Genomic DNA, 25,885 nt, shown 5'->3' with positions numbered 1-25,885 from the left:
TTGTTTATCAAGGTCAACTTTGACTTTGACTATATTTGACCTTTCTTATTTATTATTATAATCTGACCTTTTTTGACTTTCAAGATCTTTGCTCAAAAAATTTTTATGTAATACAAAAACTGTCTCAAAAGCTAGCTTAGACAGTACACTCGTAAACTATACTTATGAGACAGTATGCTAATATATTTTTATCTTTCTCGGATCCAGACAGTCATTTCATTTTCCCCGCGATTACTCCATGCATAATATGGAATCGACTTGAAATTTCTTTCTACTTCTGGATATCCAACGATAATTCTATCGTATCGCTGTCAACCACATGAAAGTTACACCGAAGTTTATGGATTTGTACAAGTTTCTAACTTCTTTTCGCATAAAAAAACAATCCACAATAGTAGATTGCTCTGCTTTTCTATTATTTTTATATCACAACACCAAAAGGAATAAATACGAGTAGTAAGGCTAAGAGTATCGTCCATAAAATTTCTTTTAACACATAGATCCTCCTAGTAAACTTTTCGTCTATCTTATCACATAACTAAACAACTGCTTGTGTTTTGAAAGAAAACATTACAAAGAATTTACATTCACAACATTCTTTTGCCTTCAGATGATTTATGCTACACTAGAGATAATCCGTAATAAAAAGGAGTTGTTTCATTGATGACAACCATCCAGCTAATGCATAATAAAAAGACGATGCGTTTTAATGTAGTACAAATGACAATATACAAACAAGCAAAAATAGTAGAAGCTACCGGTCAAAAAAACCAATCTTATCATTTGTTTTTTTACAAAGACCGCTATATTAACGCAAAGAAAACGACTTCGATACAATTGCAATCCTTTCTAAAAAATGCTCTCCAATATGGACATACATTCGCTGCCGATCATCCATTAACCAAAGCGCTGCTCAATGAAGAAAATGCTTATCGCCTTACTTCCAATAATCAAATGGTACAAAAACTAACCAACAAATTAAACGAAACGGAAATGCTTTACGTACTTGCGATGTTCGATAACTATGTAAATGAGAAAAAAATCGAGGCACTATGCAAGAAAACATTTTACAACTACCGAAGAAATGGTCAGTTAAAGAAAGCATTCCGAATCCTTGCCAACTATGTGCAAATACGCCCGCATGATATGTTTGCCAAAGATATGCTCCATCATTTTGACTTCCAAAAATTTAAAGATCAATATCAAGACATTGATCAACTTACAATAGAATGGTCAGATCCTCTCTATTTAGAATCTGTTTATTTTGAACAAAATTTCCCTGACCCAGTCATAAATTCTGTAATCCAACAATATCATATAGATAATCGAAAATTTGATCAGCTCTTCCTCATCTACATCAAATGTTCATCCTTAAAGGCTGTTGCAAAGCTTGATGGGCTGGCCCAAGAACTGCTATCCATGCAGGATCAAATTGTTTTATGGGAAGAAGTACTAGCCGAATATCCCGAACCAAAAGAAATCATCGAAAAACTCGTGAAACTGAACGGCTATCAAGCAATTTTAAGGCATTATCTTCACCACAATGAAGCAATTGAAGATCATGAGCTGTTCGAGAAGGCACTTGAATCAGTTTCTACTGATCAATTAACAGAAGATTACCAACCTTTATTACAAACATTATTGACCGTATACAAAGATGATGCTGCACAACTAGAGAGAGTTCTCCATTTAACCATTAAAAAACTATTACAGCATCTGCCTTTAAAAGAAATCATCACATCACTAAAGGATACGGAGCTTCCAATTATGCAAAAGCTAAGGAAAATGGAAAAACTAACCGATAATCCAGACCAGCAATTTGCCTTAGGTGAAATCTACTTTGACTTGGAACAGTATGATCAAGCAATTGCTTGTTTTGAATGGGAAATGGAACTTACACCAGATGATCCTGCCCCGATCCAATATCTATACAAAAGCTATTTAGCAAAAGGTGATAAAGAACAAGCAAACACATATAAACAGTTGATGGTCAACATACCTTCTTAAGTTTCTTCAATACTGCGCCATAGTGTCATAGCAGCATAAGAACGGTATGGTTTCCATGCCTGATTCCATTCGTCTAGTTTGGCTGCAGTTGGTTTATTTTCAAGACCAAAATGAAGTTTTAACGCATTCTGAATGCCGATATCACTCGATGGAAAAAGGTCCTGTCTACCCAGTGAGAACATCAGCCAATTTTGTACGGTCCATGCGCCAATTCCGCGAATTTTGGTTAATTGTTGCATCACTTCTTGATCGCTTTTGTCATAAAATGAAGTTAGATGGAGCTCATTTGCGACAATTTTCTTTGCAGTATCAATGACGTATTCTGCTTTTCGTCTACTAAATTGCATGTCTTGCAGCTCTTGATAAGGAATGTTTGCTACCTTTTCAGGTGTCGGATAAAACCAGACACCATCAAGTTGTTCGCCATAAGTTGTCACAAATCTTGCGGTTAAAACTTGAGCAAAAGCCATATTTAATTGTTGATGAATAATCGTTTTCACTAAATTACTAAATGGATCAAATTCTCGAATCAATGGTGTCGCTGGGTAGTTTTCAAACAAGCCTGCTAAATCTGTTTCGGCGAAAAATTGCTGAATCTTTTGTAAATCCTGATCCCAAGCAAATATATCAGCTATTTGGACAAGCAGATCTTTCTTTCGCTCTGTATCTCGCCCTTCTATTAAAAAGCTAGGATTTTCTGTTGTACCCGTTGCGGTCACCGTTACAACATGCTTCTCCTGATCAATTCGCAACGGCACTAACACGGATCGCTTCTTGAAATCGACATAATTCAACTTATCCATATCTAACCTAAATAATAGATAGTCATAATCATAAGACATTCTCAGTTCTATTTTTTCCTGCCACATTATAAGAACTCCTTCCGATATTTCAGAGTTTTCACTCTATTATGGTATAATATAGAAAAATTCACAACATATAGGGTGATAGAGCATGCAAAAACAATATTATGCCATTATCGACATAGGTTCCAATACAATGCGCCTAGTAATCTATTTAAGAGAAAAAGGCGGCAGGTTAAAGGAAGTAGAAAACGTTAAAGCTGTTGCCAGACTGCGTACTTTCTTAGAATCAGATAATACGTTAAATACAGCCGGTATACAACGACTAATTGCAACACTCCAGAGCTTTCAAGATGTATCAGCAACATATGCATTACAGGAGGTCGTTTGCGTAGCAACTGCGACAATCAGGCAGGCAGAGAATCAAGAGGAAATTTTGATCCAAGTAGAAAAACAAACAGGCCTGACAATGCGGATATTATCAGAAGAAGAGGAAGCCTATTATGGCTACCTCGCCGTTGTCAATTCCACCTCTATTTCAACTGGCATTACCGTTGATATTGGTGGTGGCAGTACAGAGGTTACTTATTTTGAAAATAGAGAATTAATAAAAGCACACAGTTTTCCTTTCGGTGCCTTAACGCTAAAAGAATTCTTTGCAAAAGAGAGCCCTACCAGCGAGGAGTTAAAACAGATACGAGATTACTTAGCAGAACAATTTGCCACATTACCTTGGTTGCGTAATAGGGAAGTCCCTTTGGTTGCTATCGGGGGGAGTGCCCGTAACCTTGTACAAATAGATCAAAATCTGAAAAAATATCCTCTTGCCGGTCTACATCAATATAAAATGTATGATACAGACATTATCCATGTTAGTAACTATTTAACCTCATTAAAACCAGATAAGTTACCAAAAGTAGAAGGATTATCCAAGGATCGAGCCGATATTATCATTCCTGCTATTGAAGTGTTCCATAGTTTATATAAAATGATTCAGGCAGACTGTTTTATTTTAAGTCGCAAAGGGCTTCGTGATGGTGTGTTCTATGAACAATTATCCAAGGAAATGGGGTCTATCCTTTTTCCCAATGTGTTAGAGGATAGCATTCAAGAGCTGATCAATGATTTTGACTTGGATCCAAAGCAAATATTGCATGTCCAATATCTAACAAGAAAACTATTTGATTATTTAAAAGAAAATGGTCTTCTGCATTTAACGAAAAAAGATTGGACATTATTAAAAAGGGCAAGCTATTTATGCCATCTTGGCGAATATATCGATGCTGAATCAAGTGCACAGCATACCTTTTATTTACTAGCTAACCGAACGATTGATGGCTTAATGCATAAAGATCGCTTACAGCTAGCATTAATCGCTTCCTATAAAAACAAGACGGTATTCAAACAATTTATCAAGCCTTATAAACAATGGTTTTTAAAAGAGGAACAAAAAAAACTGCGTCATTTAGGTGCGTTATTAAAATTTAGCTATTGTTTAGACGCAACAAAACGTCAGGTAGTCAAAGAAATCAACTGTGACATCAGAAAAGATAAATTGGTGGTAACATTACATTGTGATGGAGACGCGAAACCTGAAGAGTATCAATCTGAAAAACAAAAGAAACATATGGAGAAGGCAATCAAAAAGGATGTGGAATTAAATTTTGTTTCGTAAATATTTAATTTACAAAACAATTACATTTTATTAACAAAATATTGGTGTTTTAGCGTTATGATAATGATAGAGATTGTCGAAAAAGGATGATGATTGATGTCAACCGTCAAACAAGAGAAAAATTTAGAGCTACCAGCTTACTATAATAACCGTGAGTTGAGTTGGCTTTCTTTTAATAAACGAGTGCTGGAAGAGTCTGACGATGAAACAAATCCATTATTAGAGAGATTACGTTTCCTCGCCATCTTTTCTTCTAATTTAGATGAATTTTTTATGGTACGTGTTGCCGGTTTAAAGGATCAAGTAAAAGCCGGATTTAATCGCCCTGATAATAAATCTGGTTTAACGCCGAAACAGCAACTCTCCAGAATTTCAGACTTTAATCATGAACTTGTTGAACAACAATATGATTTATATAAAGAGCTATTACCCCAGTTAAGAAAAGAGAAGATTCACATTATTGATATGGAGGACTTAACTTCCAATCAAATCAGTGAATTAGAAGATTACTTTGATGAACAAATTTTCCCTGTACTAACACCAATGGCCATCGATGCGTATCGCGCTTTTCCAATGCTGCTAAATAAATCGTTAAACCTGGCAGTACAGCTTAAAGATATTTATGACATGGAACATGAACAAGTTAAAACAGCGATTGTACAGGTTCCCGCTTTACTTGACCGATTCATTCAAGTCGGGGATATGCAACAATACGTATTGCTTGAAGATTTGATTCGTTATTTCATTCATAAATTTTTTGCAGGCTATCATGTACTGACTGCTACTACCTTTCGAATCACTAGAAATGCCGATATGACCATTCACGAGGAAGGTGCTCGTGACCTTTTGAAAGAAATTGAAAAAGAATTAAAGAAAAGAAAGTGGGGAGCGGCAGTCCGTCTGGAGGTAGATGCTCGCGAAAACAATCCGGACATGATTGAATTTTTACTTCATGTGCTTGAAATTCATAAAAAAGACTTATACATCATTAATGGGCCGCTTGATCTCACCTTTTTATATGATTTCTATAGTCATATTCAAAAAGAATACGAGCATTTAATATATGAAACATTAATCCCCCAACCTGCTCAGGATATTCATGATGATGAAAATGTATTTGAGGCAGTTAGAAAAAGAGATTTATTTTTACACCATCCTTATGAATCATTTGAACCTATTGTTGACTTAATTCGTGATGCCGTTGATGATCCGGAAGTATTAGCAATTAAGCAAACATTGTATCGCGTCAGTGGTGGTTCACCTATCATCGCCGGTTTAAAACGGGCTGCAGAAAACGGTAAACAAGTTACTGTACTGGTAGAATTAAAAGCACGATTTGATGAAGAAAATAATGTGCAATGGGCGAAGGAGTTAGAAAAAGCAGGCTGTCACGTTATTTATGGCATGATATCGTTAAAAACACACAGCAAAATAACACTTATTGTCCGGAAAACTACTGGAGGAATCGAGCGAATCGTTCATCTAGGAACAGGTAATTACAATGATCAAACGGCGAAATTTTATACTGATATGTCCTATCTAACGACAAAACGGAAATTTGGAGTAGACGCGACCAATTTTTTCAATTATTTAAGTGGTTATACGGAAAAACCAAATTACCATCATTTATCAATGGCTCCGTTTGATATTCGTAATGATATCATTGATTACATCGATAAAGAGATGGCCTTTCATAAACGCTATGGAAATGGGCGAATTATTGCTAAGATGAACTCCTTAACGGATAAACTATTGATCCAAAAACTTTACGATGCATCTCAAGTCGGTGTAAAAATTGACCTAATCGTTCGAGGTATCTGCTGTTTACGGCCTGGCATCTCTGGTGTCAGTGATAATATCCAGGTCCAAAGTATTGTCGGCAGGTTTTTAGAACATAGTCGTATTTACTATTTCCATCATAATGGGGAAGAGAAAATATTCTTATCCTCTGCTGATTTAATGACAAGAAACATGGTAAAACGTGTAGAATTAATGTTCCCAATTTTTGAAGGCAGAATCAAATCAAGGATTCTTTCCATTCTAGACATTACGTGTAGAGACTCAGCCAAGACCAGAGTCCAGGCACACGATGGCAGCTATTCACGAATCAGATATCAAACAACAGGTACTTTATTGGATAGTCAACTAATGTTATTCGATATGGCCTATAATGTATTAGAAGATGAGGAATAACAGAGAACCCGTTTGAATAAATCAAACGGGGTTGTTTTTTATCGGGCACTTTTAGTGAATCCGATTAATTCCTCGGGAAGCAGTTGTTTTAACATGAGATCGTCTAAGCTTTTAAATTGATATCCTTGTTCTCGTAAGTCTTCAATCAAATGTTCCAAAGCATCCGCATTATCCTGCGAAACAGTATGCATCAGAATAATCGCTCCTGGGTGAATCTGATTCATTACCTGTTCATAAGCATGCTTCCAGCCTTTCTCAGATCCTTCATTCCAATCCACAAATGCCAATGACCAAAAAATATGGGTATAGCCCAGTTCATTTGCCCAACTTAATGAATCTTCATTAAAAGTTCCCTTTGGAGGACGAATATATTGAACAACGGCTTTATCATCTATCTTCTTAATTCTTTCTGTTAAAACTGTGACATCTTTCCTAAATTCCTCTTTTGATATCTTAGTAAAGTCACGGTGGCCGTCAGAGTGGTTACCTACAATATGACCATCCACCAGCATACGACGAACTAACTCTGGCTGATCTTCCACATAATGACCGGTTAAGAAAAAGGTGGCTGGCACTCCCTTTTCTTTCAGTACATCTAATATTTGTTCGGTAAAACCAGCTTCATAACCATTATCGAACGTTAAATAAACATGTTTGTCACCTGATGGATCCATGTAATAGCTTTGATGCTTTGCTAACATTTGCTCATAGATCCCCACATCTGGTGGCTGTTGATTCTTACCTTTATTATATCCCCAGCCATGGCTGACAGCTCCTGCTTCCATAGGGATAACAAGCAAGAAGAAGAACACCATTACAAATATCTTTTTCATATGATCACCTTTTTTATTTTTAGTTTAAGTAAAAATGGTGTTCATATCCTCTGATTTTATAAAATAACGCTGGCAATCCATCCAAATATAAACAATGGAATATTAAAATGTATAAAAGTTGGCACACATGTCTCCCAAATATGATGGTGCTTGCCGTCAGCACTTAAACCGGATGTCGGTCCTAATGTACTGTCACTGGCTGGACTACCAGCATCCCCTAATGCACCTGCAGTACCGATTAATACGGCTATTGCCATTGGCGAAAATCCTGCTGCCATACAAATTGGAACATAAAGGGCCGCAATAATTGGTATTGTACCAAAGGAAGAGCCTATTCCCAAGGTAATCACTAAACCGACTAATAACAAAATAAAGGCGATGATGGCCTGATGACCTGCCAACATATCAGATGAAGATGCCACTAATGCATCAACAGCACCCGTTTCCTTCAGAATATGACCAAAACCAGACGCAACAAGCATTACGAAAGCAATTGTCCCCATAATGCCAACACCTTGCTGAACAAAAGCATCCCCTTCCCGTAATGGTACGACAAAAAATAACACCATTAAAATAACACCTGTCAATGCACCAATCACAAGACTTTCGGTAAAAATCTGTACAACTAATGCAGCTAATATGGCTACAATCGTTAAACCATGTGTATAGTTGAAGGTTACTTTTTTCTGATTATCATAACTTATACCATCGGTTGGTAACCATTGTTTTGCTTCACGAGGTTTACGATATGTAAAAAATACTGCGATCAGTAAACCAATCATCATACCGATACCTGGTAATAACATCGATAAAGCACTTTCTCTTATCGTTATATCTACACCATTATTGCTCATTCCCTCTTGAATGGTTTGGTGAAAAATAAGGCCAAACCCTACAGGAATCATCACATAAGGTGCTTTAAGGCCGAACGTCAAAGCAGTGGCTACCGCACGTCGGTCTAATTTCATTTGATCAAATAAAGTTAATAATGGTGGTATCAAAATCGGAATAAATGCGATATGAACCGGCACAATATTTTGAGACATTGAAGCAACACCGGCTATTACTAATACAAGCACCGTTTTTTTGTTTGTTAATACTTTAATTAAAGATCGAACTAATATCGATGTGATTCCGGTATAACTGATCATAGCCGCAAACACACCAAGTAAAATATAACTTAACGCTGTGTTTGCCTGCCCACCCATTCCTTCAATTAACAATTCAATTGTATCTTGAATGTTCATACCTGCCATAAGTCCAGCTACTACCGCTGCAATAATAATCGCAAAAATAACATGAACCCTTAACAAACTTAGGGCAAGCATGACAATAACAGAAACAACAACTACCCATTCCATACTGTTTTCCTCTCCCTCTTTTCTTTAGCCAAGGTCTTTTTCTATTTTTTCGACCATCTGAATTAACTGGTCCACATCCTCAATCGAGGTTTGTTCCGGGTCCAAATGATCTAAACGTTCCATAAAATGCTCCAGTTGTAACCGAAGCTCTTTAATCTTCTCCTCATTACTCACAACAACACCCCTTTCCAAGTTCCCCTACTCATCCTAATCCAAAAAAACATACATGTCTAGCCCTTTCTTGGTTAGATGGATCCTTACAAACATAAAAGCATGCATCCCCCTTTTTCGTTACGAGAATGCATGCGTCCATACGTTATTTTGTCTCAAATGTAAAAGTGAGATGGTTCGCAATCGGGATATAGGCTCCTACTTCCTGTTTTGTAACATTTTTAATAACCAGATTTTTTTTGGAACCTTTCAATTCAATGTATACTTCTCCCATCGTGACTTCTCCAGTGTCTTTAACTACTGGTATATTTGCTTTTAATTGTCCAATTTTTGAAGTCGGAACGGTATATGTTTTACTAAGCTTTGTTTCTTTTCCAACCACTGCATGAAAGGTAAGTGGGAAATCATGCTGATCCCTTGCTTTTTGTAAAATCATTTGTTTAATCTGATCAGTTTGGTCCACTTTTGCTGTCAGTGCACCTTTCACGTGTTTTTCTTCAATTTGATAATAATAAATCTCCTCATTTTTCTCACCATTGACATTATTCACTTCATTCGTATTAATCGTTTGAAAATCCCAATTGATCTCAGAAGATTCTGATTGATACGATAAAGGCCAATGTCCGAGATATACATTGGCACGATAGCCAAAAGCAATTGGTGACGGGTTAATGGTTGATTCATTTAATGATTTGATTAACAGTGGATTATCTATTTCAACATTAACATCCTCTAAGAGTTCCTCTACTAGTTTACTCGGTTCGATCATCGTATCTTCTTCCGACATTTGTTTATAGGTATTTTCATTCTCGATCGACACTAGATCATCTTGCTTTTCCTCTTTGGACTCTGCAATTAGAGGGATGGTTAGCATCATTAAACATAAAATCACAGAAAGGCCGACTTTCTCCATTATTTGTTTTCGCTCCTTTTTTCCCTTAGTGTTACAAAAGGAGCGAAAAATATGCGTACTAATTACTTAAATTCACTATTTCAAGCGTTTCGGTAATCTTTACACTATCTTCAATGGTTTGAATCATCGAACAATTTTTTCGTGCAATTTCCATGCTTTTTTCGATCTGATCTTTTTTTAGGTTTACCCCTTTTATAACTAAATGAAGATGAATCGAAGAAATTTTATTTGCTTCCTCTGGTGATCTTTCAACTTCTGCTGAAATCTTTAGATCATCAATTTCGATTCTTTTTTTATCCAGTACTTTGCGAAAGACCGAAGCACTGCACCCTGCAACTGAAGCGACCATTAATTCGAACGGTCGGTAACCCAGTTCTTCATTTCCTGATATATCTAACTCCCCGAACGGTAAAATGGTTCGAACGCCACCTTCTGATAAATAAAAGTCCATCTGAACGCCTCCTTAAGTGTAGTGTAGCTTCTTTGAAAACCTATATTCATTTTTTTCTATAATCTTTAAACACAACGTACTTGATCATAAAAAAACTAGCTAAAGAAGATAATCCCATCGCTATGACCTTAGATAGATTATAACGCCACCAATTAGGTAATTCCATTATAGCAAATAAGGAATTAGCTCCCAAGAAAACAAGGTTACTAATTCCTAAACTAATCAAAGCTTGAGTAAAAAAGACAAATCGCTGGTAAGGACTACCTTTGGATACACGTTTAAAAGTGATCCTAGCATTCCAAATATAACTATTTAATATCGCAAGGCTATAGGCAATACTATTATATACAATAAGGAGAGCCGAATTCTCGGTATGGAATAACAGTAACAATACATTTAGTACACCAATGTCAATTAATGCATTACTGGCACCAATGATACTGAATTGAAAAAATTGAAACCGACCGCTTTTTCTCTTCTTCTCTTTCATGAACATTCCTTCTTATTGTAGTCTTTATGAAGTAATTCGATCACCTGTAAATAAAAAGTTAACGCTTGCTTGGACTGATCATCCCATCCCATTTGGTGAATATCTCGCCAAGCACTATCAGCCAGGCTATTACGTAATGCTTTATCTTCTAATCGCAGTATCGTTTCTGTAAAACTCCCCATATGATTAGGATTGTATAATAAACCGTGTTTTTCGTGTTCGATCTGCTCACGTGTCGGACCACTATCAGCTGCAACAATTGGTAAACCCGAGGCCATGGCTTCCATTAGTACTAACCCTAATGTTTCTGTTGTAGATGGAAAAACAAACACATCTGCAGAAGCATAGGCTTTTGCTAATTCTTCACCATGCATAAATCCAGTAAAGATAGTATTTGTACCTTGAAAATATTGTTCCAACGGTAGACGATGTGGACCGTCTCCAACAACCGCCAAAACAAATTGGTCCGACTGTTCCAAGACTGTTCGGATCTTTTCTATTTCTTTTTCTGGAGCAAGTCTACCAACATACAATAACAGCTTTTTATCATCCATTCCATTGGTTAACCGATGCCTCATCTTTGGATCTGACTTGGCTGGATGAAAAAGACTGGTATCCACACCTCGTTTCCATACATGTACATTGTGAAAATTCTGTTGCTCTAATTCTTCTTTCACCACATTGGATGTACACAGGTTAATGGATGCTTGATTATGTAATTTGCGAAAATACCACCACAGAAGGCCTTTGAACATCGATAAATGATAATACTCGGCGTACTTTGGAACCTGTGTGTGATACGACGCAATCAAAGGATAATTGGATTTTTTGGCAAAATGAATGCCAGAAGCTCCAAGTAGTGCTGGATTTACCACGTGTACGATATCTGGATTACATTCAAGTAGCAGTTTTTTTACACGGTAATTCGGTAAGGCGAATGATTTGGAACGATAAAATGGCAACCTACGAGCGGGTAACCCGATTACTTTTGCCCCTTCGAATTCACTTACCCCTAGATCTGGTGCGATTACTGTCACTTGATGTCCATTTTTCAAAAAATAGCGAATACTATTCGTTAATCTTGTAACCACACCATCGGTTGAAGGTAGAAATGTTTCGGTAATGATAAGTATGTTCATTGCCAGATCACCCTTATTTATGGTTCGATTATTTCCATTTGACTTGTGGTAAAATATTTTTTTCGATAACACGATCTTTATATTTCATCACTGTTCGAAGAATTTCTCTTATTACCTTTTCGTCAAGAAGATACGGTTCTAATCCAAGATCTTTTAATTTTGTATTTACCGCTTTAAAGAAATGATCTTCTAGCTCCACTCTTGGATTTTCTAAGTGAGCAATTTTCGTATCAAAGCCTTCCTCTCGGGCTACTTTTTGAACTTTTTCCGCCAAGTCACCTACTGAAAATTGTTCGGTAAATTGATTGAACACTCGGAATTCGCCGTGATCTGCCGGGTTCTCAGCTGCAATTTCAATACAGCGAACTGTATCCTTAATATTAAGGAATCCTCTCGTTTGCCCACCCTTGCCATATACAGTTAAATCTTGACCAACAGTTGCTTGGATAATAAAACGATTTAAGGCAGTACCGAAGACACCATCATAATCTAAACGGTTAGTAAGGACAGGATCTAATTTCGTTTCATCCGTTTCTAAACCGTACACGATACCTTGATTTAAATCCGTTGCCCGAAGACCCCAGATTTTGCAAGCAAACATGATATTATGACTATCATGAACTTTAGATAAATGATAGAAAGAACCAGGCTGTTTCGGAAATGGTAATGTATCCTTTCTTCCTTTATGTTCAATTTCAATATAGCCTTCTTCAATAGGGATATTAGGTGTTCCATATTCTCCAAGTGTACCCAATTTTATTAAATGGCAATCTGGAACAATTTCTCTGATACCGAAAAGTACATTTAACGTTCCGGTCACATTATTTTCCTGCGTGTACACCGCATGTTCTCTGTCAATCATGGAATAGGGGGCTGATCGTTGTTCGGCAAAATGAACAAATGCATCTGGTTGTTCATTTTTTAACACTTCTTTTAGAAAATCATAATGTATCAAGTCACCTTCATAAAGATTAATTTGTTTTCCAGTAATTTCTTGCCACTTCTCCACTCGCTCCTCTAATGAAGCGATAGGTGTTAATGAATTAGAATGGAGCTCGTTGTCAATTTTCCTTCTTGCATGATTATCAATGATTGCAACTTCATGTCCTTGTTTGGATAGGTATAGAGCAGTTGGCCAACCACAAAAGCCATCTCCTCCTGCCACAATAATCTTCATCTTCTCCCACCTTCTTTTCTCTACTTTTCAAGAAATCAAAACTCTATAATATTGATATTAACATTGTTCAAAAATAACGGGGTAGAATATTCAGAATATTTACATACTTTTTACTAAAAAGTAAAACCAAGAAAAACCAGGCAAATCAAAAAACACGCCCGGTACTTGCTTATAACCTGCACAGTAGATACATACTGCGAACTAGTGAAAATTCATATTTACTTTCTTCCATTCTGATTAAAGGTGAGTGCTGTGATACCACTCCAGCAGAATACTTCGCTTTCCGTGGGCACGGCTTCAGCTAACTTGGTAAAGAAAATCACTTTACCAAGTGGATCTTCAGCTCGCGCTGTTCCCACTGGAGTCTGCGTATTCTGCCTGCGCTAGTAGTGATTCTTTGATTGTTGGAAGAATAGAACTGATAGATTAGATTCTCTGGATTTCCTCCTACTTCACCAGGAAACTACTCTAAGCTGTGGAAAAAATACGACACTCCTGTGGGAAAGGAACAGTCTGAAGACCCCGCAGTGAGCGTTCTTTGCTCGCGAGGAGGCTGAAGCTTTCCCCACGGAAAGGGAGTATTTTTCCGCAGCGATGGTTATGCACTCATCAAGAAAAGAATGGAAGAAAGCAAGTCTAAAACGTATAACTTCGCAGTTTATTAATACAGCGTACAAATTATATGCTTTCTTTTTCCCTATCCAAAAAATTCCGTAGAGAATTTAGTTTCTCTACGGATTAGGATTTCATAAATCTACTGAATTTGTTTTCTAAGCGCTCCTGAAAAACAGATATCAGTATACATATCGGCCAGTAAATAAGTGCGACTAGCACGTACATTGTCAGTGAATCGAAGGATCTTCCCCCGGCGATTTGTGCTTTTTGGAAAAGCTCCGGCACCGTGATGACCGCTGCCAAGGAGGTCGCCTTCACTAAATCTAAAAAGACATTTGTTAATGGCGGCAACGCAATTCGCGTACTCTGTGGTAAGATAATTTTCATTAACGATTGCCAATAGCCGAAACCTAATGCCTTAGCAGATTCCCACTGACCTTTCGGCACACTGTTAATAGATGAACGAATGACTTCGGCAATATAAGCGGCACTGTTCAAGCCAAATCCTAAGATCGCTGCCATGATTGCTGGAATTTTCAAGTCAATCATCGGTAAACCATAATATAAAATAAATAAAAAGACTAAGATTGGTGTTCCGCGCATGAACGATATATAAACTCTGGCAGGATAGCGGAACAGTACCAGATCCGATCTTCTTGCCAAGGATACGAATAATCCCAGTACGAGTCCTAATCCCATACTTGCGAATGACACAATCAATGTCATCGGTAAACCACTTAAAATCAGTGGTAAATTCTCTATCGCTAATTTCACATCAAAAAAATCACCCATGGTATCACACCTTATAGTTCAAGACCCTCAATTTCTTCGATCTCGCCTTCTGGTTTTTGTGAAGCATCTTCTTGATAAAATTCATTGGCTAACTCTGTTAACGTACCGTCTTCTCTCATATCTGCCAATGTTTCACTAATTTTTTGTTGTAACGTTTCCGATTCTAAATCCATTACGACAGCTTGTTCCGTTGGATGGAACTTTAGATCCGGATGAAGGTGGATATTAAACTCAGGAAATCCGCCCACCCCAAATTTAGATAGATAATAATCATTGACAATCACGTCTGTATTACCATTATTCACATCTCGTAAATAGGCTTCATTTGGTGCATTCCCATATGTAACAACTTCTGCACCAAAGTGTTCAGCGATCTGACTGTAGATCGTCGTCGCTCCACCACCAGCACGCTTACCTTCTAGGTCTTCCAAACTTTCTATTCCTGAATTATCTTCTTCTCTCACTACCATTGTAGAATAAGAGTATTTATACGGATCAGAAAAAGCAAACTGTTCTTTCCGCTTATCTGTTGCTTCAATATCATTAACGGCTACATCAATTCTGCCACTTTCGATCGCCGGCAACATACTGTCGATTCCCATAATTTCAAATTCAACCTCTAAACCGAGACGATCTGCTATTTCTCTCATAATCTCGACGTCATAACCTGTCAGATTATCATCTTCGTCATATGTAGAGGCTCCAATCAATGTACCTGATGTGCCTGCTACAATCACACCCTTCTCCTGAATATCTTCCCATTTTTCTGACTTGAGTTCTCCGGTATCGTTGGTATTTTCGATCGCATCAGAAGCTGTCTTATTCTCGTCACTTGCTCCACACGCAACAAGCAAGCTAATTAAAGTTAACAAACTGAAACATAGAACTAATCTCCTCACAAAATCGCACCCCTTTGTTTTGTTATATTATATTTCACTATTAAAAGATAACAGTTTACTATTATTATTTCAATGTTTTTACTATCTGTTTCATAAATTTTTATTAAACTGTTATATTCCATTTTTTTCTTAAACAATATTTAGAAATGATAAGCTGATCTAGAAAATATTAAATAGGACTGTCTCACAGTCAGCTCACGATTCACGCAATTGGAATAGATAAACTAACTCAATGAAACAGTCCCATTTTTTTAACAAAAGATATTCAATTTTCATCTTCTCTTTCCGTTGTTCCTCTTTCGATTTGAGCGTTGATTTCGCCTCCAGTGATGATTATCATTCCGGAAAGATAGAACCAAATCATGAGGATGATGACTCCTCCGAGACTGCCGTATGTGGCGGAGTAGTTGCCCATCGATGTTACATAGTAGGAAAATGCAAGAGAAGTCAATTGCCAACAAACGGTGGCAAATATTGCACCAATGTAAATATGTTTAAAATAGACACGTTTACTTGGTGCCATTCGGTATAACATCATTAAGACGATAAAGAAAACTACTGAGGAAATCACCCATCTTAAGGTGTTCCACGTATCCAGAAATCCTTGCGATAATCCAAAGAATGAAAAAAGGTACACACCGATCATTTTCCCAAAAACCGGTAATAAGAAAGTCACAACAATGACAAATAGCATCGCAATTGTCAACACAATCGATATGCCTCGCATCACAATAAAGGAACGCTCTTCCTCAATATTATAAGCCTTATTGAAAGAGCGCACTAAAGCGTTAATACCATTTGATGCTGACCAGAGCGTACCAATTATACCAATCGATAATAAGCCACCATTACGATTATTCATGATTTGTGTAAGGTTATCATTTAATAGGGTGGTAATTTCCTCTGGTGCATAAGTCGATACAAAATTCATGACATTGATCTGATCAAATGGTAAATAACCAACTAATGTTACAAGGAAAATCATAAACGGAAATAAGGATAATAGAAAAAAATAAGACAATTGTGCCGCTAAACCCGGTACATCATCTCTCGTTATTCGGTTTATCAATTGTTTGATAAACCGAATGAAACGATTGTTTAATACTTGTTCCTTAACCATTGTTATCTCTTTTTTCTATTTTTTCTGTCACCTCTTGTAATTGATGAAGCATATGTAAAGCAGAGGTTAGTCCTGAAGCAATCTGTTCGGAACACTTTGCATAATTAAGGTTTAATTGATGAATAGCATCTGCCGGATTCTTAGCATAGTAGGCAGTCTTATTGCCACAAACTTGTAGTTTCCTGGTCACATAAGATCGAGTATCTCGATCACTCAAAGTAATAAGCCCTCCAACAATTGCTCCTGTAAGTATTCCTTTAATTAATTTGTTCTTTCCCATAACCTCTCAACCCTTCTTATCTTAGTTTATCGCGGCACTCGTCATCAATGAGGATCAAAAATCCCATTGATGGAAGCCTCACTTTGTGCCTAAATCGTGTTTATTTGAAACGTAATCAAATAATTGTTCACAACCTTCTTTCACTAATTCATACGTGTAATCAAAATTCTTTGTGAAATATGGGTCTGGTACATTTTGCTCTTTTGGCTGATTCACAAAGTCCATCAATTTTTTGACGGTCACATCAGATGTTTGGTGAGAAAATTGTGATAAATCATCCATATTTTGCTGATCCATTGCAATGACATAATCAAAATCATTTACATCATTTGCTTGCATTTGTCTTGCTTTTTGCCCTTGATACGAAATATTTAATTCATCTAATTTTGCTCTTGTTCCTTGATGTGGCGGATTACCAATATGCCAATCACCTAACCCTGCCGAATCAATTACAAACTTATCCTCTACTCCCTTTTCCTTGACGATATCACGAAATACAGCTTCAGCCATTGGAGATCTGCAAATATTTCCTAAACAAATAAATAATACTTTAATCATATAATACCACCTCGACTATTATCTTAATCCTATTTTCTTTCAGAAAAACTCAGCTTATCGCTAAGTACTGTTTTCTTATACTATAAATTTTATACTTTCTGATATACAAAAGATGACTAGGAAAACGCTAATAATTTCTCTTCCATCACATCTGCTTCAAGCGGTTTACTATAAAAATATCCCTGATAGTAATCACATTTTTCATTTCTAATAAATGATAGTATTCGTTCACCTTCCACACCTTCTGCTACTACCTTTAAACCAAATGTATGTGCTAACTGAATCATCGCTTTTATAATTTCTGCACTTCCAGACTCTTCAAACAATTCTTTAATAAATGATTGATCAATTTTTAAATAGTTAATCGGGAATTTTTGCAAATAGCCCATGGAAGAATACCCTGTACCAAAATCATCGATCGATAAGGAGACACCCATAGCCCGTAATTCATTCATCATTTCAATACATTCTTCCGTATTTTGCATGACACTGTTTTCAGTAATTTCTATTTCTAAATAATAGGGATCCATTCCCGTTTCCTTTATAATTTGTTTTACTCTTGGTAGAAAATCTGGTTGTTGTAACTCAAAAGCAGAGATGTTGACTGCAACCATAACAGGATTTGCCCCACTATTCCGCCATCTTACAAATTGTTTGCATGCTTCACGTAAAACCCATTTCCCAATTTGATCGATCATCCCAATTTCTTCTGCAATTGGGATGAAAATAGATGGCGGTATTTTGCCTTTTTTACCATGTTCCCAACGAATCAGAGCTTCTACTCCTACAATATCATTGGTATAAACATCGACTTTCGGTTGATAGGATAGCGTAAATTCATTAAATTTAAATGCTTTACGAATATCTGACTCTAATAATATCAGTTCATTATATTGTTCACTCATTTTATTCGTATATTCACTGATACGGTTGCCACCTTGGACTTTGCCATAATGAACGGCTACACTTGCTCGATTGATATAGTCCTCTGTTTTGCAGGCTTTCTCGCTCATATAACTTATCCCAATCGTTGCTGTCATATAAAAGTCATGATTCGAGATAATGATTGGTTGTCTGACAATTTGTAAAATCTGTTCTGCATACACCTTTAAATCTGACACTTGTTGGCCAATGACAATAACAAACTCATCGCCACCCAATCGATAGACCTGACATGCTTCAAGTGTAGCTTTCTTTAAACGGTCTGCTATTAAAGTAATAACCTGATCGCCAGCAAATTGTCCCAATGTATCATTGACATTCTTTAAACGATCCAAATCACAAATCATAATTGCTTTCGGCTTGTCTTGACGATTATTATGTATAATTTCGTCTAAATCATCAAGTAACTTTTGGCGATTAGGAAGCTTGGTAAGGATGTCGTGGGTTACCATAAACTCAATCTGTTGTTCGGATTTTTCAAATGACGTAATATCCATAGTAGTGCCTACTACCTCTATCACTTCGTCATCTTTTATAACAGGGGATAACATGGTGAATAAATAATGGCTATGAAAATGATGTCTAAACGTGATTTCTTTACCTGTGAATGCTTGTTTTAGTTTCGTTCTGTGTAGCAAAATGAATGTAGAATCAATATTTTTTATATCCCTATCGGAAGCTGTAACCGCATCAGGCAACTCTAATTTTTCTTTCAACTTACCAGATAAAAATGAAAAATAAAATTGCTCCTTTTGCTTCCTAATCACGAACATAAGGTTCATGTTATGTTGTACTATTCTTAATAAATCGTTCGTACTTGGATATACATTGGATTCGTGTGGCATAATAGTCACCTTTATTTTTTATTTTCTTCTAGTATACGTGAAAAGGTTACTTGAAAAAAGTACCATCCCAAAATTTTCTACATTTTCCCTTAAAATAACCGAAAAATTTTACTGCTATATCTTTTGTACGCGGAGGTTTGTTTCATGTTTCTTTTTTCTAGTAACATTTGGAATTGTAATTCTTTTTCTGAAATTCGTTTCTCGATTCGTTGTTTATCATTATCATCTGTACATAATTTTAATAAGTCTCGTAATGAAGCTAATTCCTTATTAAGCTGTATTTCTTCAGGTAGGTAGCCGCTATTTTTCATAATACGATAACTCATCCGTAACTCTGCTGGGACATGTTCTAGTGGATCCTTCTTAAGAGGCTTTCCCTTTCCTTTTATAACATCAAACTCACCATCTTTCATTGCTTGCTTTATTCGTTCTTCGGCAAGTTGTGAGAATACATCCATCTTGTATCATCCTAACTTTTCCATTCGTTTCGTTAAACTTTTTTTGACATTAGGTGCTAATGCTTCTATTTGAAGGTATTGCTCCATCTTTTTCCTGTTTTTTCGGTCATGAAATAAACAGTGAAATACGTCTACTGGTGATACCTGTTGGGGATCTTCTTTCACTTTTATTAATCGATCTGTCGGCTTCACTACCCCTTCTTTGAGCACACGAAAATAATAACCACTGAATCCTGTTTCCGTAACAACAGCAGGCATATCTTTAAGATCGTGGACTTTGGCAATTTTATAACATGGCTGTCTTGGCTGTGAAACTTGAATTTCTGCCTCGCCAAGCTGAAAAACATCTCCAATGTAGAGATCATTCTCTGTTAAGCCAACAATCGTTATATTTTCACCAAAAGCAGGGTATGGAAAGTCTCGCTGGTATTTTTCTTCCCAATATCGATAATGATCTTTCGGATACATTAATAACGCCTTTTCTTCCCCACCATGGTTTTTTAGGTCCGCCTGTCCATCATTCTCAAAACCTGTTACCGTTAAATAATTGGGTTGATGTGTTGGTGTTTTTTTAAAGCCTGTTTTTATTTCCTGTCCATCCAACTGATGTACTGTTGGTTTTCCTACATTTAAGGATGCGATTGCATATGACATGTCTAAACTCCCTTTCCACTTACTTATATCCATTATACAAAAAATATTATGAAAGAATTAACGATAAACTCTTTTCAATGGATTTTTCAGATGTTAGAATGGCACCTGCAAATTTTTTGGTAAGGGGTGTTGAACGATGCACGTAGGAAGCAAAGGCTGGTACGTAGAAAAATTAAAAGAAAAAGGTGTGCGTTATATTGAAGGTCGGAAAATTGAAAAATTCAAGACACACATCCTTGCAAATTTATTAGATGAAAAAGAAAATAGTTAAAATACTAACAGGTCGAGCGATCGGCCTGTTATTTTGTTGTGCGGCAAAAAAATATTAGCAAGTTACAAGTCGACGAAGAGATAATTTCGCAAGTAAAAATAAGACTTTCGTATCCTGACAATAAGCCTGATTTCTCTAATAATAAAATTGTTAAAATCCTCCACGTCATCTACGGTCATAATTCCTTAGTGAAAATAGAATAACTATAGAAAGAGTTTATACTTAATTGGAGGTAACATCATGTTTTCAAATACAGAAATTGGAATAGATTTAGGAACAGCTAATATCCTTATATATACAAGAAATAAAGGAATTATCTTGAATGAACCATCTGTCGTTGCCGTCGACACCAGAACTAATCAAGTAGTCGCAGTCGGTAATGAGGCTAAAAATATGATCGGAAAAACACCGAGAAACATTGTCCCTATCCGTCCATTAAAAGATGGTGTCATCGCAGATTTTGATATGACAACACAAATGCTTAAAGCATTCCTGAAAAAAGTAAGCAAAAAAGCTGGTGTATCCACGCGTAAACCGAGTGTTGTGGTTTGTACACCATCAGGCAGTACCGCGGTAGAACGTAGAGCGATTGATAATGCGGTCAAAAGCTTTGGGGCAAAAGAAGTACATCTTATTGAAGAACCTGTAGCCGCAGCAATTGGGGCTGATTTACCTGTAGCAGAACCACAAGCTAGTATGATTGTTGATATTGGCGGAGGTACAAGTGAAGTAGGTATTATATCATTCGGTGGCGTTGTTGCCAGCAGGTCTGTTCGTGTTGGTGGTGACCATATGGATGAAGAGATTATTCAATATGTTAAACGACAGCACAATGTTCTGATCGGGGAAAGTACCGCTGAAAAAGTCAAAATAGCGATTGGTTATGCGCATAATGACCTCCCAGAAGAAGAAATGGAGGTCAGAGGTCGTGATCTCGTAACAGGGTTACCAAAAGTGATTATCATTCGCTCTTCTGAAGTTCACAATGCCTTTAAGGAAGTGTTAGAATCGATTTTACATGCGATTACGGAAACACTTGAAAGCTGCCCTCCGGAATTAAGTGGTGATATTGTTGATCAAGGTATTACTATTACTGGTGGTGGTGCATTATTAAAAGGTATGCAGCAATGGTTGTCCAATCAAATCAATGATGTACCTGTACATCTTGCTGATAATCCATTGGAATCTGTTGCAGTTGGTACTGGTCGTTCCTTAAAAATGATTCAAAAATTACAGAAGGCTGCTAAATAGTCTGGTATAATGAGGAAAAACGAAAGGAGTTTTTCCATGCAGCCACCTTTCTCCTTACCCAAAGAGAAACGGGATGAAATGATTAATGCTATCCAGGATTATTTTGCTGCTGAACGACAGGAAGAGTTGGGCAATTTAGAAGCTGGATTTATACTTGATTTTTTTATGATAGAAATTGCTCCTACTTTTTATAATCAAGGGGTAAAGGATGCACATCAGTTTTTGAGTGAGAAATTAGAAGATGTTTTTGAGATTGAGAAAGCGGAGAAATAGTTATAATGGTGTGCTTGTGGGTGAGATATAGTTTGTAGATTCTAGGATAAAAGTAGATTATCTATGAGAGAATCCGAACGATCATTTCGATCAGTTCGGATTTTCCTTTATGATATTTATAAAGTTCGTCTTCTGAATAATCTATTTTTGTTTTGTCTCAACCTCACTTAATTTTCAATATCTACATAGAATGTTTCTGGCCCTGTTGGTCGGTGGCTTCCTCCTGGTGGTTCTACGCTTCCTTTCATAAATCGGAAATCTGATATGTCTTCTACTCGATATAACACCCGGGCTGTTCCGTTTTCAACCATAATGAGATCACCGTTTATGTTTCCATTCTTATCGATTATCCAAATCTGATAATCATTATTGTAAAAATTAGTTAACCCTTCCATCTCTAATAAAATTTCTTGTGTTTGCGGGTTAATCCAGAGCATCCCTTCCATATCAGCAAAATCTTCATAAGGCTTAATCGGTTGACTGTCTACAACCGGATTATTAATAAACACCTGATCACTCATGATATCTTGATTTTGATATACTTCATAATCAGGTTCCACCGTCTGCTGTACTTTCAAAAAGTCTGTCAAACTAAAGAACAGAATCACCACAACCATTACACCGGCTAATCCGAACAAATGCGTTTTCCATTTGAGTTGACGTTGCTTAGAAGATCGATCCGCAAGTAATGATTGATTTATTTTTTCTTTCGACTGGGTTGAAGGTTCCAGGTCTTTATCCACCTCTAATGTTTCCTGCCAAAAAGCTAATGTCTCTTGGCAATTCGCACATTTATCTAAATGACGTTCGATTTCTTGAACATCTGATTCTGATAAATTATTTTCCAAGTAATCAACTAACTTTTCCTCGGGTACATGTTTATCCTTCATCATTATTTGTCACCTCCACCAGAACCAATCCAACGTATTAATGATTTTTGTTTTTTTAAATTTTGTAATCCATAACGAATGGATGACTTCACTGAACCTAGTGGACGATTTGATTTTACTGCAATCTCTTTTTGAGTAAATTGGTCATAGTACATATGATAAATAGCCTGTTGCTGTGAAAGAGGAAGCTTTAAAAGTGCTGCCTGGAGTAAATCTTTTTCCATTTTTTTAATCACAAATTGATCTGCTGATGGGCTGGAATTAGTAATAATATCTTCTAGCTTATCTGCTAATACCTCTGGTTTCTTCCGTAACCTGTCAATAGCTCTAGATCTTACTTTCACAGCGATCCAGGCTTTGACACTGCCTCTGGATACTTGATACTGATCGCACCTTTGATAGATTTCAATGAATACTTCTTGTGTAAGATCTTCTGCTTCTGGGCGATTAGCAAGTACTTTATAGGCAATTTGAAAAATATACTGATGATATCGTTGATAGAATTGATCGAACGCCTCTTGATTACCTACACACATTTGTTCCAACAACAAATAATCATCCACATATATCGCCCCTTCCCTTTTTAATTTCTATTTTACAAATTTTTTTGAAAAAGACAAATCCAAATTCTTTTTTCCTCCGTATCACTTGATGAAAAACCAAATATAAAATGAGGGGGAATTAAAAATGCTTCGCAAAAAAATAGCGATCTCGCTAACCATTTTATTGTGCTTATCACTTTTTGCTCCAATTAGTAATGTGTTTGCTGCTGGTGGATTAACGTTGTACACACCATACACAGGATTATCTGTTACACCTGGTGAAACTTTAACGTATGATGTCACGGTTATTAATGACAATTCTTCTATTCAGAATGTATCTTTTGATGTAAATGGGCTTCCAGAGGACTGGGATTATTCGATCACTGCCGGTGGGAATGATATTAGTCAATTATCGATTCGCGGAAGTAATGAACAGGAGATTTCTTTAGAAGTAACCGTTCCACTTGAAGTTAAAAAAGCTGATTATTCGTTCGAATTAGTGGCTGATGGTGAAGGTGATGCTTATGCAGAATTACCTTTTGTCACAAAAGTTACAGAAGAGGGTACTTTTAATTCAGAATTCAGCTCTGATCAACCGAATATGGAAGGCCATGCTGATGCGGCTTTTTCTTATTCTGCCACATTACGGAACCGAACAGCGGATGAACAGACCTACGCTTTATCAGCCGGGGCAGGTGAAGGCTGGGGTGTTCAATTTAAAGCAGATGGTAACAATGTAACTTCTGTAACTTTGGAACCGAACGGATCAAAGGATATCACGGTGGAAGTAACTCCTCCAACAGATGTGAAAGCAGACACGTATGAAATACCCATCCGTGCTGCAAATGGTTCGACATCATCAGACCTTACACTAGAAGCAGTAATTACCGGTTCCTATGACATTTCCATATCAACACCTGATGGAAACTTAAGTGCCGATGTTACAGCAGGGAACAATCGAACCATTGATCTCGTAGTAGAGAATATCGGAACTGCTACGCTTAATGATATTTCGATTTCTGCTTCCACTCCGCCAAACTGGGAATCTGAATTTGACGAGAACTCGATTGCGACATTAGAAGCTGGTGAATCGAAAACAATTAAAGCAACATTATCAGCCCCAAATGATGCCATTGCCGGTGATTACGTTACTACCTTCACAGCGGAAACTTCGGAAGTATCTTCTGATGCCGATTTCCGTGTATCAGTGGAAACGTCGACGTTATGGGGAGTGATAAGTGTATTAATCATCTTAGCAATAGTAGGTGGGCTATACTTTATTATTAGAAAATACGGGAGGAGATAATCAATGGTTGAACCGATTATTCAACTCGATCGTATCTCCAAAAAATATGATCAACAATATGCGGTCAATGAGCTGACATTATCAATTGAAAAAGGGGAAATATTTGGTCTGTTAGGTCCTAACGGAGCAGGAAAATCAACTTCTATTCTGATGATGTTAGGTTTAAGCGAACCGACCAGCGGCAGTGTCAAAGTATGTGGCATGAACTCGACAACTAACCCACTCGCTGTCAAAAAAAGAGTTGGTTATTTACCGGACGATCTCGGTTTTTATGAACAAATGACGGGCTATGAAAATTTACTATTTACCGCAAGTCTTAACGCCATTCCTCGTGCTATCGCAGAAGAAAGAGCAAGGGATTTATTAAAAAAAGTCGGACTGAAAGAATCAGGTGATAAAAAAGCCGGAAAATATTCACGTGGTATGCGCCAACGCTTAGGCTTGGCCGATGTATTAATGAAAAATCCTGAAGTAATTATTCTAGATGAGCCTACACTAGGAATTGACCCTGAAGGTGTTCGCGAATTACTTGCACTAATTAAACGACTAAACTCAGAGGAAGGAATTACCGTACTTCTTTCCTCTCATCAACTCCATCAAGTTCAACAAATTTGTGATCGTGTTGGTATTTTTGTTAATGGAAAATTACTTGCGGAAGGTAATGTTGAAAGCTTAGCAAAGCAATTATTCTTTGACGACTCGTTCGTTGTCTATGCCAAAGCTGATCCGGTTGATAGCAAATTAAACGAACAATTACAGTATTTAGACGGAGTTAATCGAGTTGTGGAAACAGAAGAACAATTAGAAATCTATGCTGAAACAGATATCTCTGCTGCAGTAGCAAGAACCATTGTGGAAGCAGGAACTGATTTATATTACATCAGAAAGAAAAATTATGGTTTAGATGAAATTTATCATCGTTATTTTGAAGGGGGTGGCGGTGATGGAAAAACTTCAAGCGCTTAAAAAATGGCTC

28 protein-coding genes are annotated in these 25,885 nt (G+C 36.8%); 8 read left to right on the top strand and 20 right to left on the bottom strand.

Going from position 1 to position 25,885, the window contains the following annotated elements; genetic code table 11:
* Positions 1–188 precede the first annotated feature (188 nt).
* Entirely contained in the window at positions 189–293 is a 105-nt protein-coding gene (locus tag GI584_RS24365; RefSeq protein WP_407647411.1) for a hypothetical protein, read from the bottom strand.
* A gap of 367 nt (positions 294–660) precedes the next feature.
* Between GI584_RS24365 and GI584_RS04840 the strand changes: the two genes are divergently transcribed.
* Positions 661–2,007: a hypothetical protein gene (locus GI584_RS04840; protein ID WP_153790444.1), complete on the top strand. Its 1,347-nt coding sequence runs from the start codon at positions 661–663 to the stop codon at positions 2,005–2,007.
* Here the strand turns inward: GI584_RS04840 and GI584_RS04835 are convergent.
* Entirely contained in the window at positions 2,004–2,876 is an 873-nt protein-coding gene (locus tag GI584_RS04835; protein WP_153790443.1) for a DNA-3-methyladenine glycosylase family protein, read from the bottom strand. The genes GI584_RS04840 and GI584_RS04835 overlap by 4 nt on opposite strands.
* An 85-nt stretch (positions 2,877–2,961) precedes the next feature.
* On the opposite strand from GI584_RS04835, the gene GI584_RS04830 reads away from it, so the two are divergent.
* A complete protein-coding gene (locus tag GI584_RS04830) occupies positions 2,962–4,485 on the top strand; it encodes a Ppx/GppA family phosphatase (protein WP_153790442.1) in 1,524 nt (507 codons plus the stop codon).
* Positions 4,486–4,581: 96 nt separating this feature from the next.
* Positions 4,582–6,678 (top strand): RNA degradosome polyphosphate kinase, encoded by a 2,097-nt coding sequence (locus GI584_RS04825; RefSeq protein WP_153790441.1) that lies wholly within the window; start codon positions 4,582–4,584, stop codon positions 6,676–6,678.
* Positions 6,679–6,716: 38 nt separating this feature from the next.
* On the opposite strand, the gene pdaA is transcribed toward GI584_RS04825, so the two are convergent.
* The 16 genes from pdaA to GI584_RS04745 all read right to left on the bottom strand — a co-directional run bounded on the left by pdaA (position 6,717) and on the right by GI584_RS04745 (position 20,376).
* Positions 6,717–7,511, bottom strand: a complete 795-nt coding sequence (gene pdaA / locus GI584_RS04820; protein ID WP_100361755.1) for a delta-lactam-biosynthetic de-N-acetylase — start codon at positions 7,509–7,511, stop codon at positions 6,717–6,719.
* Positions 7,512–7,567: 56 nt separating this feature from the next.
* Positions 7,568–8,872, bottom strand: coding sequence for a Na+/H+ antiporter family protein (locus tag GI584_RS04815; RefSeq protein WP_153790440.1), 1,305 nt, complete (start codon positions 8,870–8,872; stop codon positions 7,568–7,570).
* 24 nt (positions 8,873–8,896) lie between these two features.
* Positions 8,897–9,046 (bottom strand): SE1561 family protein, encoded by a 150-nt coding sequence (locus GI584_RS23780; RefSeq protein WP_194842121.1) that lies wholly within the window; start codon positions 9,044–9,046, stop codon positions 8,897–8,899.
* A gap of 142 nt (positions 9,047–9,188) precedes the next feature.
* Positions 9,189–9,956 carry a YfkD family protein gene (locus tag GI584_RS04810; RefSeq protein WP_153790439.1) on the bottom strand — a complete coding sequence of 256 codons (768 nt, stop codon included), beginning with the start codon at positions 9,954–9,956 and terminating at the stop codon, positions 9,189–9,191.
* A gap of 58 nt (positions 9,957–10,014) precedes the next feature.
* Entirely contained in the window at positions 10,015–10,407 is a 393-nt protein-coding gene (locus GI584_RS04805; protein WP_153790438.1) for an OsmC family protein, read from the bottom strand.
* Between the two features lie 46 nt (positions 10,408–10,453).
* A complete protein-coding gene (locus GI584_RS04800) occupies positions 10,454–10,897 on the bottom strand; it encodes a GtrA family protein (RefSeq protein WP_100361759.1) in 444 nt (147 codons plus the stop codon).
* Positions 10,894–12,036: a glycosyltransferase family 4 protein gene (locus GI584_RS04795; protein ID WP_153790437.1), complete on the bottom strand. Its 1,143-nt coding sequence runs from the start codon at positions 12,034–12,036 to the stop codon at positions 10,894–10,896. Before GI584_RS04795 ends, GI584_RS04800 begins: the two co-directional genes overlap by 4 nt.
* Before the next feature lie 28 nt (positions 12,037–12,064).
* The gene (locus GI584_RS04790; protein WP_153790436.1) at positions 12,065–13,213 is read right to left on the bottom strand and encodes an NAD-dependent epimerase/dehydratase family protein; all 1,149 of its coding nucleotides are present in this window, start codon (positions 13,211–13,213) and stop codon (positions 12,065–12,067) included.
* Positions 13,214–13,951: 738 nt separating this feature from the next.
* Positions 13,952–14,620 carry an amino acid ABC transporter permease gene (locus tag GI584_RS04780; protein WP_153790434.1) on the bottom strand — a complete coding sequence of 223 codons (669 nt, stop codon included), beginning with the start codon at positions 14,618–14,620 and terminating at the stop codon, positions 13,952–13,954.
* An 11-nt stretch (positions 14,621–14,631) separates the two neighbouring features.
* Entirely contained in the window at positions 14,632–15,519 is an 888-nt protein-coding gene (locus tag GI584_RS04775; RefSeq protein WP_153790433.1) for a transporter substrate-binding domain-containing protein, read from the bottom strand.
* A 265-nt stretch (positions 15,520–15,784) separates the two neighbouring features.
* Positions 15,785–16,639: a YihY/virulence factor BrkB family protein gene (locus GI584_RS04770; RefSeq protein WP_100361765.1), complete on the bottom strand. Its 855-nt coding sequence runs from the start codon at positions 16,637–16,639 to the stop codon at positions 15,785–15,787.
* Positions 16,632–16,919: a hypothetical protein gene (locus GI584_RS04765; protein WP_100361766.1), complete on the bottom strand. Its 288-nt coding sequence runs from the start codon at positions 16,917–16,919 to the stop codon at positions 16,632–16,634. The genes GI584_RS04770 and GI584_RS04765 overlap by 8 nt, the downstream gene beginning before the upstream one ends.
* Positions 16,920–16,997: 78 nt before the next feature.
* Positions 16,998–17,477 carry a low molecular weight protein-tyrosine-phosphatase gene (locus GI584_RS04760; RefSeq protein WP_100361767.1) on the bottom strand — a complete coding sequence of 160 codons (480 nt, stop codon included), beginning with the start codon at positions 17,475–17,477 and terminating at the stop codon, positions 16,998–17,000.
* A gap of 116 nt (positions 17,478–17,593) precedes the next feature.
* A complete protein-coding gene (locus GI584_RS04755; protein WP_153790432.1) occupies positions 17,594–19,264 on the bottom strand; it encodes a putative bifunctional diguanylate cyclase/phosphodiesterase in 1,671 nt (556 codons plus the stop codon).
* An 89-nt stretch (positions 19,265–19,353) separates the two neighbouring features.
* Positions 19,354–19,722: a DnaJ family domain-containing protein gene (locus GI584_RS04750; RefSeq protein ID WP_100361769.1), complete on the bottom strand. Its 369-nt coding sequence runs from the start codon at positions 19,720–19,722 to the stop codon at positions 19,354–19,356.
* 6 nt (positions 19,723–19,728) lie between these two features.
* A complete protein-coding gene (locus GI584_RS04745; RefSeq protein ID WP_153790431.1) occupies positions 19,729–20,376 on the bottom strand; it encodes an MOSC domain-containing protein in 648 nt (215 codons plus the stop codon).
* A 136-nt stretch (positions 20,377–20,512) separates the two neighbouring features.
* On the opposite strand from GI584_RS04745, the gene GI584_RS04740 reads away from it, so the two are divergent.
* The 3 genes from GI584_RS04740 to GI584_RS04730 all read left to right on the top strand — a co-directional run bounded on the left by GI584_RS04740 (position 20,513) and on the right by GI584_RS04730 (position 22,171).
* The gene (locus GI584_RS04740) at positions 20,513–20,647 is read left to right on the top strand and encodes a YflJ family protein (protein ID WP_100361771.1); all 135 of its coding nucleotides are present in this window, start codon (positions 20,513–20,515) and stop codon (positions 20,645–20,647) included.
* A gap of 240 nt (positions 20,648–20,887) precedes the next feature.
* A complete protein-coding gene (gene mreBH, locus GI584_RS04735) occupies positions 20,888–21,898 on the top strand; it encodes a rod-share determining protein MreBH (RefSeq protein WP_153790430.1) in 1,011 nt (336 codons plus the stop codon).
* Between the two features lie 36 nt (positions 21,899–21,934).
* On the top strand, positions 21,935–22,171 hold the full coding sequence (locus tag GI584_RS04730; RefSeq protein WP_153790429.1) for a DUF2164 domain-containing protein: 237 nt from the start codon (positions 21,935–21,937) through the stop codon (positions 22,169–22,171).
* Between the two features lie 167 nt (positions 22,172–22,338).
* Here the strand turns inward: GI584_RS04730 and GI584_RS04725 are convergent, their stop codons facing one another.
* Positions 22,339–23,064, bottom strand: coding sequence for an anti-sigma factor (locus GI584_RS04725; RefSeq protein ID WP_153790428.1), 726 nt, complete (start codon positions 23,062–23,064; stop codon positions 22,339–22,341).
* The gene (locus tag GI584_RS04720) at positions 23,064–23,624 is read right to left on the bottom strand and encodes an RNA polymerase sigma factor (protein WP_153790427.1); all 561 of its coding nucleotides are present in this window, start codon (positions 23,622–23,624) and stop codon (positions 23,064–23,066) included. The genes GI584_RS04725 and GI584_RS04720 overlap by 1 nt, the downstream gene beginning before the upstream one ends.
* Positions 23,625–23,748: 124 nt before the next feature.
* On the opposite strand from GI584_RS04720, the gene GI584_RS04715 reads away from it, so the two are divergent.
* Both GI584_RS04715 and GI584_RS04710 read left to right on the top strand, forming a co-directional pair.
* Positions 23,749–24,909 carry a COG1470 family protein gene (locus GI584_RS04715; protein ID WP_100361776.1) on the top strand — a complete coding sequence of 387 codons (1,161 nt, stop codon included), beginning with the start codon at positions 23,749–23,751 and terminating at the stop codon, positions 24,907–24,909.
* A 3-nt stretch (positions 24,910–24,912) separates the two neighbouring features.
* Positions 24,913–25,875, top strand: coding sequence for an ABC transporter ATP-binding protein (locus GI584_RS04710; RefSeq protein WP_153790426.1), 963 nt, complete (start codon positions 24,913–24,915; stop codon positions 25,873–25,875).
* Positions 25,876–25,885: the final 10 nt, after the last annotated feature.

Origin of the sequence: Gracilibacillus salitolerans (assembly GCF_009650095.1) — a bacterium.
Classification (GTDB): Bacteria; Bacillota; Bacilli; order Bacillales; family Amphibacillaceae; genus Gracilibacillus; species Gracilibacillus salitolerans.
This window is presented reverse-complemented; position numbering and strand designations above follow the sequence as displayed.

Bases quoted from the DNA above. Each gene is read 5' to 3' on its own strand.
- GI584_RS04835 (WP_153790443.1), bottom strand. From the start codon at position 2,876: ATGTGGCAGGAAAAAATAGAACTGAGAATGTCTTATGATTATGACTAT.
- GI584_RS04830 (WP_153790442.1), top strand. From the start codon at position 2,962: ATGCAAAAACAATATTATGCCATTATCGACATAGGTTCCAATACAATG.
- GI584_RS04825 (WP_153790441.1), top strand. From the start codon at position 4,582: ATGTCAACCGTCAAACAAGAGAAAAATTTAGAGCTACCAGCTTACTAT.
- pdaA (WP_100361755.1), bottom strand. From the start codon at position 7,511: ATGAAAAAGATATTTGTAATGGTGTTCTTCTTCTTGCTTGTTATCCCT.
- GI584_RS04815 (WP_153790440.1), bottom strand. From the start codon at position 8,872: ATGGAATGGGTAGTTGTTGTTTCTGTTATTGTCATGCTTGCCCTAAGT.
- GI584_RS04810 (WP_153790439.1), bottom strand. From the start codon at position 9,956: ATGGAGAAAGTCGGCCTTTCTGTGATTTTATGTTTAATGATGCTAACC.
- GI584_RS04805 (WP_153790438.1), bottom strand. From the start codon at position 10,407: ATGGACTTTTATTTATCAGAAGGTGGCGTTCGAACCATTTTACCGTTC.
- GI584_RS04800 (WP_100361759.1), bottom strand. From the start codon at position 10,897: ATGAAAGAGAAGAAGAGAAAAAGCGGTCGGTTTCAATTTTTTCAATTC.
- GI584_RS04795 (WP_153790437.1), bottom strand. From the start codon at position 12,036: ATGAACATACTTATCATTACCGAAACATTTCTACCTTCAACCGATGGT.
- GI584_RS04790 (WP_153790436.1), bottom strand. From the start codon at position 13,213: ATGAAGATTATTGTGGCAGGAGGAGATGGCTTTTGTGGTTGGCCAACT.
- GI584_RS04780 (WP_153790434.1), bottom strand. From the start codon at position 14,620: ATGGGTGATTTTTTTGATGTGAAATTAGCGATAGAGAATTTACCACTG.
- GI584_RS04770 (WP_100361765.1), bottom strand. From the start codon at position 16,639: ATGGTTAAGGAACAAGTATTAAACAATCGTTTCATTCGGTTTATCAAA.
- GI584_RS04765 (WP_100361766.1), bottom strand. From the start codon at position 16,919: ATGGGAAAGAACAAATTAATTAAAGGAATACTTACAGGAGCAATTGTT.
- GI584_RS04760 (WP_100361767.1), bottom strand. From the start codon at position 17,477: ATGATTAAAGTATTATTTATTTGTTTAGGAAATATTTGCAGATCTCCA.
- GI584_RS04755 (WP_153790432.1), bottom strand. From the start codon at position 19,264: ATGCCACACGAATCCAATGTATATCCAAGTACGAACGATTTATTAAGA.
- GI584_RS04750 (WP_100361769.1), bottom strand. From the start codon at position 19,722: ATGGATGTATTCTCACAACTTGCCGAAGAACGAATAAAGCAAGCAATG.
- GI584_RS04745 (WP_153790431.1), bottom strand. From the start codon at position 20,376: ATGTCATATGCAATCGCATCCTTAAATGTAGGAAAACCAACAGTACAT.
- GI584_RS04740 (WP_100361771.1), top strand. From the start codon at position 20,513: ATGCACGTAGGAAGCAAAGGCTGGTACGTAGAAAAATTAAAAGAAAAA.
- mreBH (WP_153790430.1), top strand. From the start codon at position 20,888: ATGTTTTCAAATACAGAAATTGGAATAGATTTAGGAACAGCTAATATC.
- GI584_RS04730 (WP_153790429.1), top strand. From the start codon at position 21,935: ATGCAGCCACCTTTCTCCTTACCCAAAGAGAAACGGGATGAAATGATT.
- GI584_RS04725 (WP_153790428.1), bottom strand. From the start codon at position 23,064: ATGATGAAGGATAAACATGTACCCGAGGAAAAGTTAGTTGATTACTTG.
- GI584_RS04715 (WP_100361776.1), top strand. From the start codon at position 23,749: ATGCTTCGCAAAAAAATAGCGATCTCGCTAACCATTTTATTGTGCTTA.
- GI584_RS04710 (WP_153790426.1), top strand. From the start codon at position 24,913: ATGGTTGAACCGATTATTCAACTCGATCGTATCTCCAAAAAATATGAT.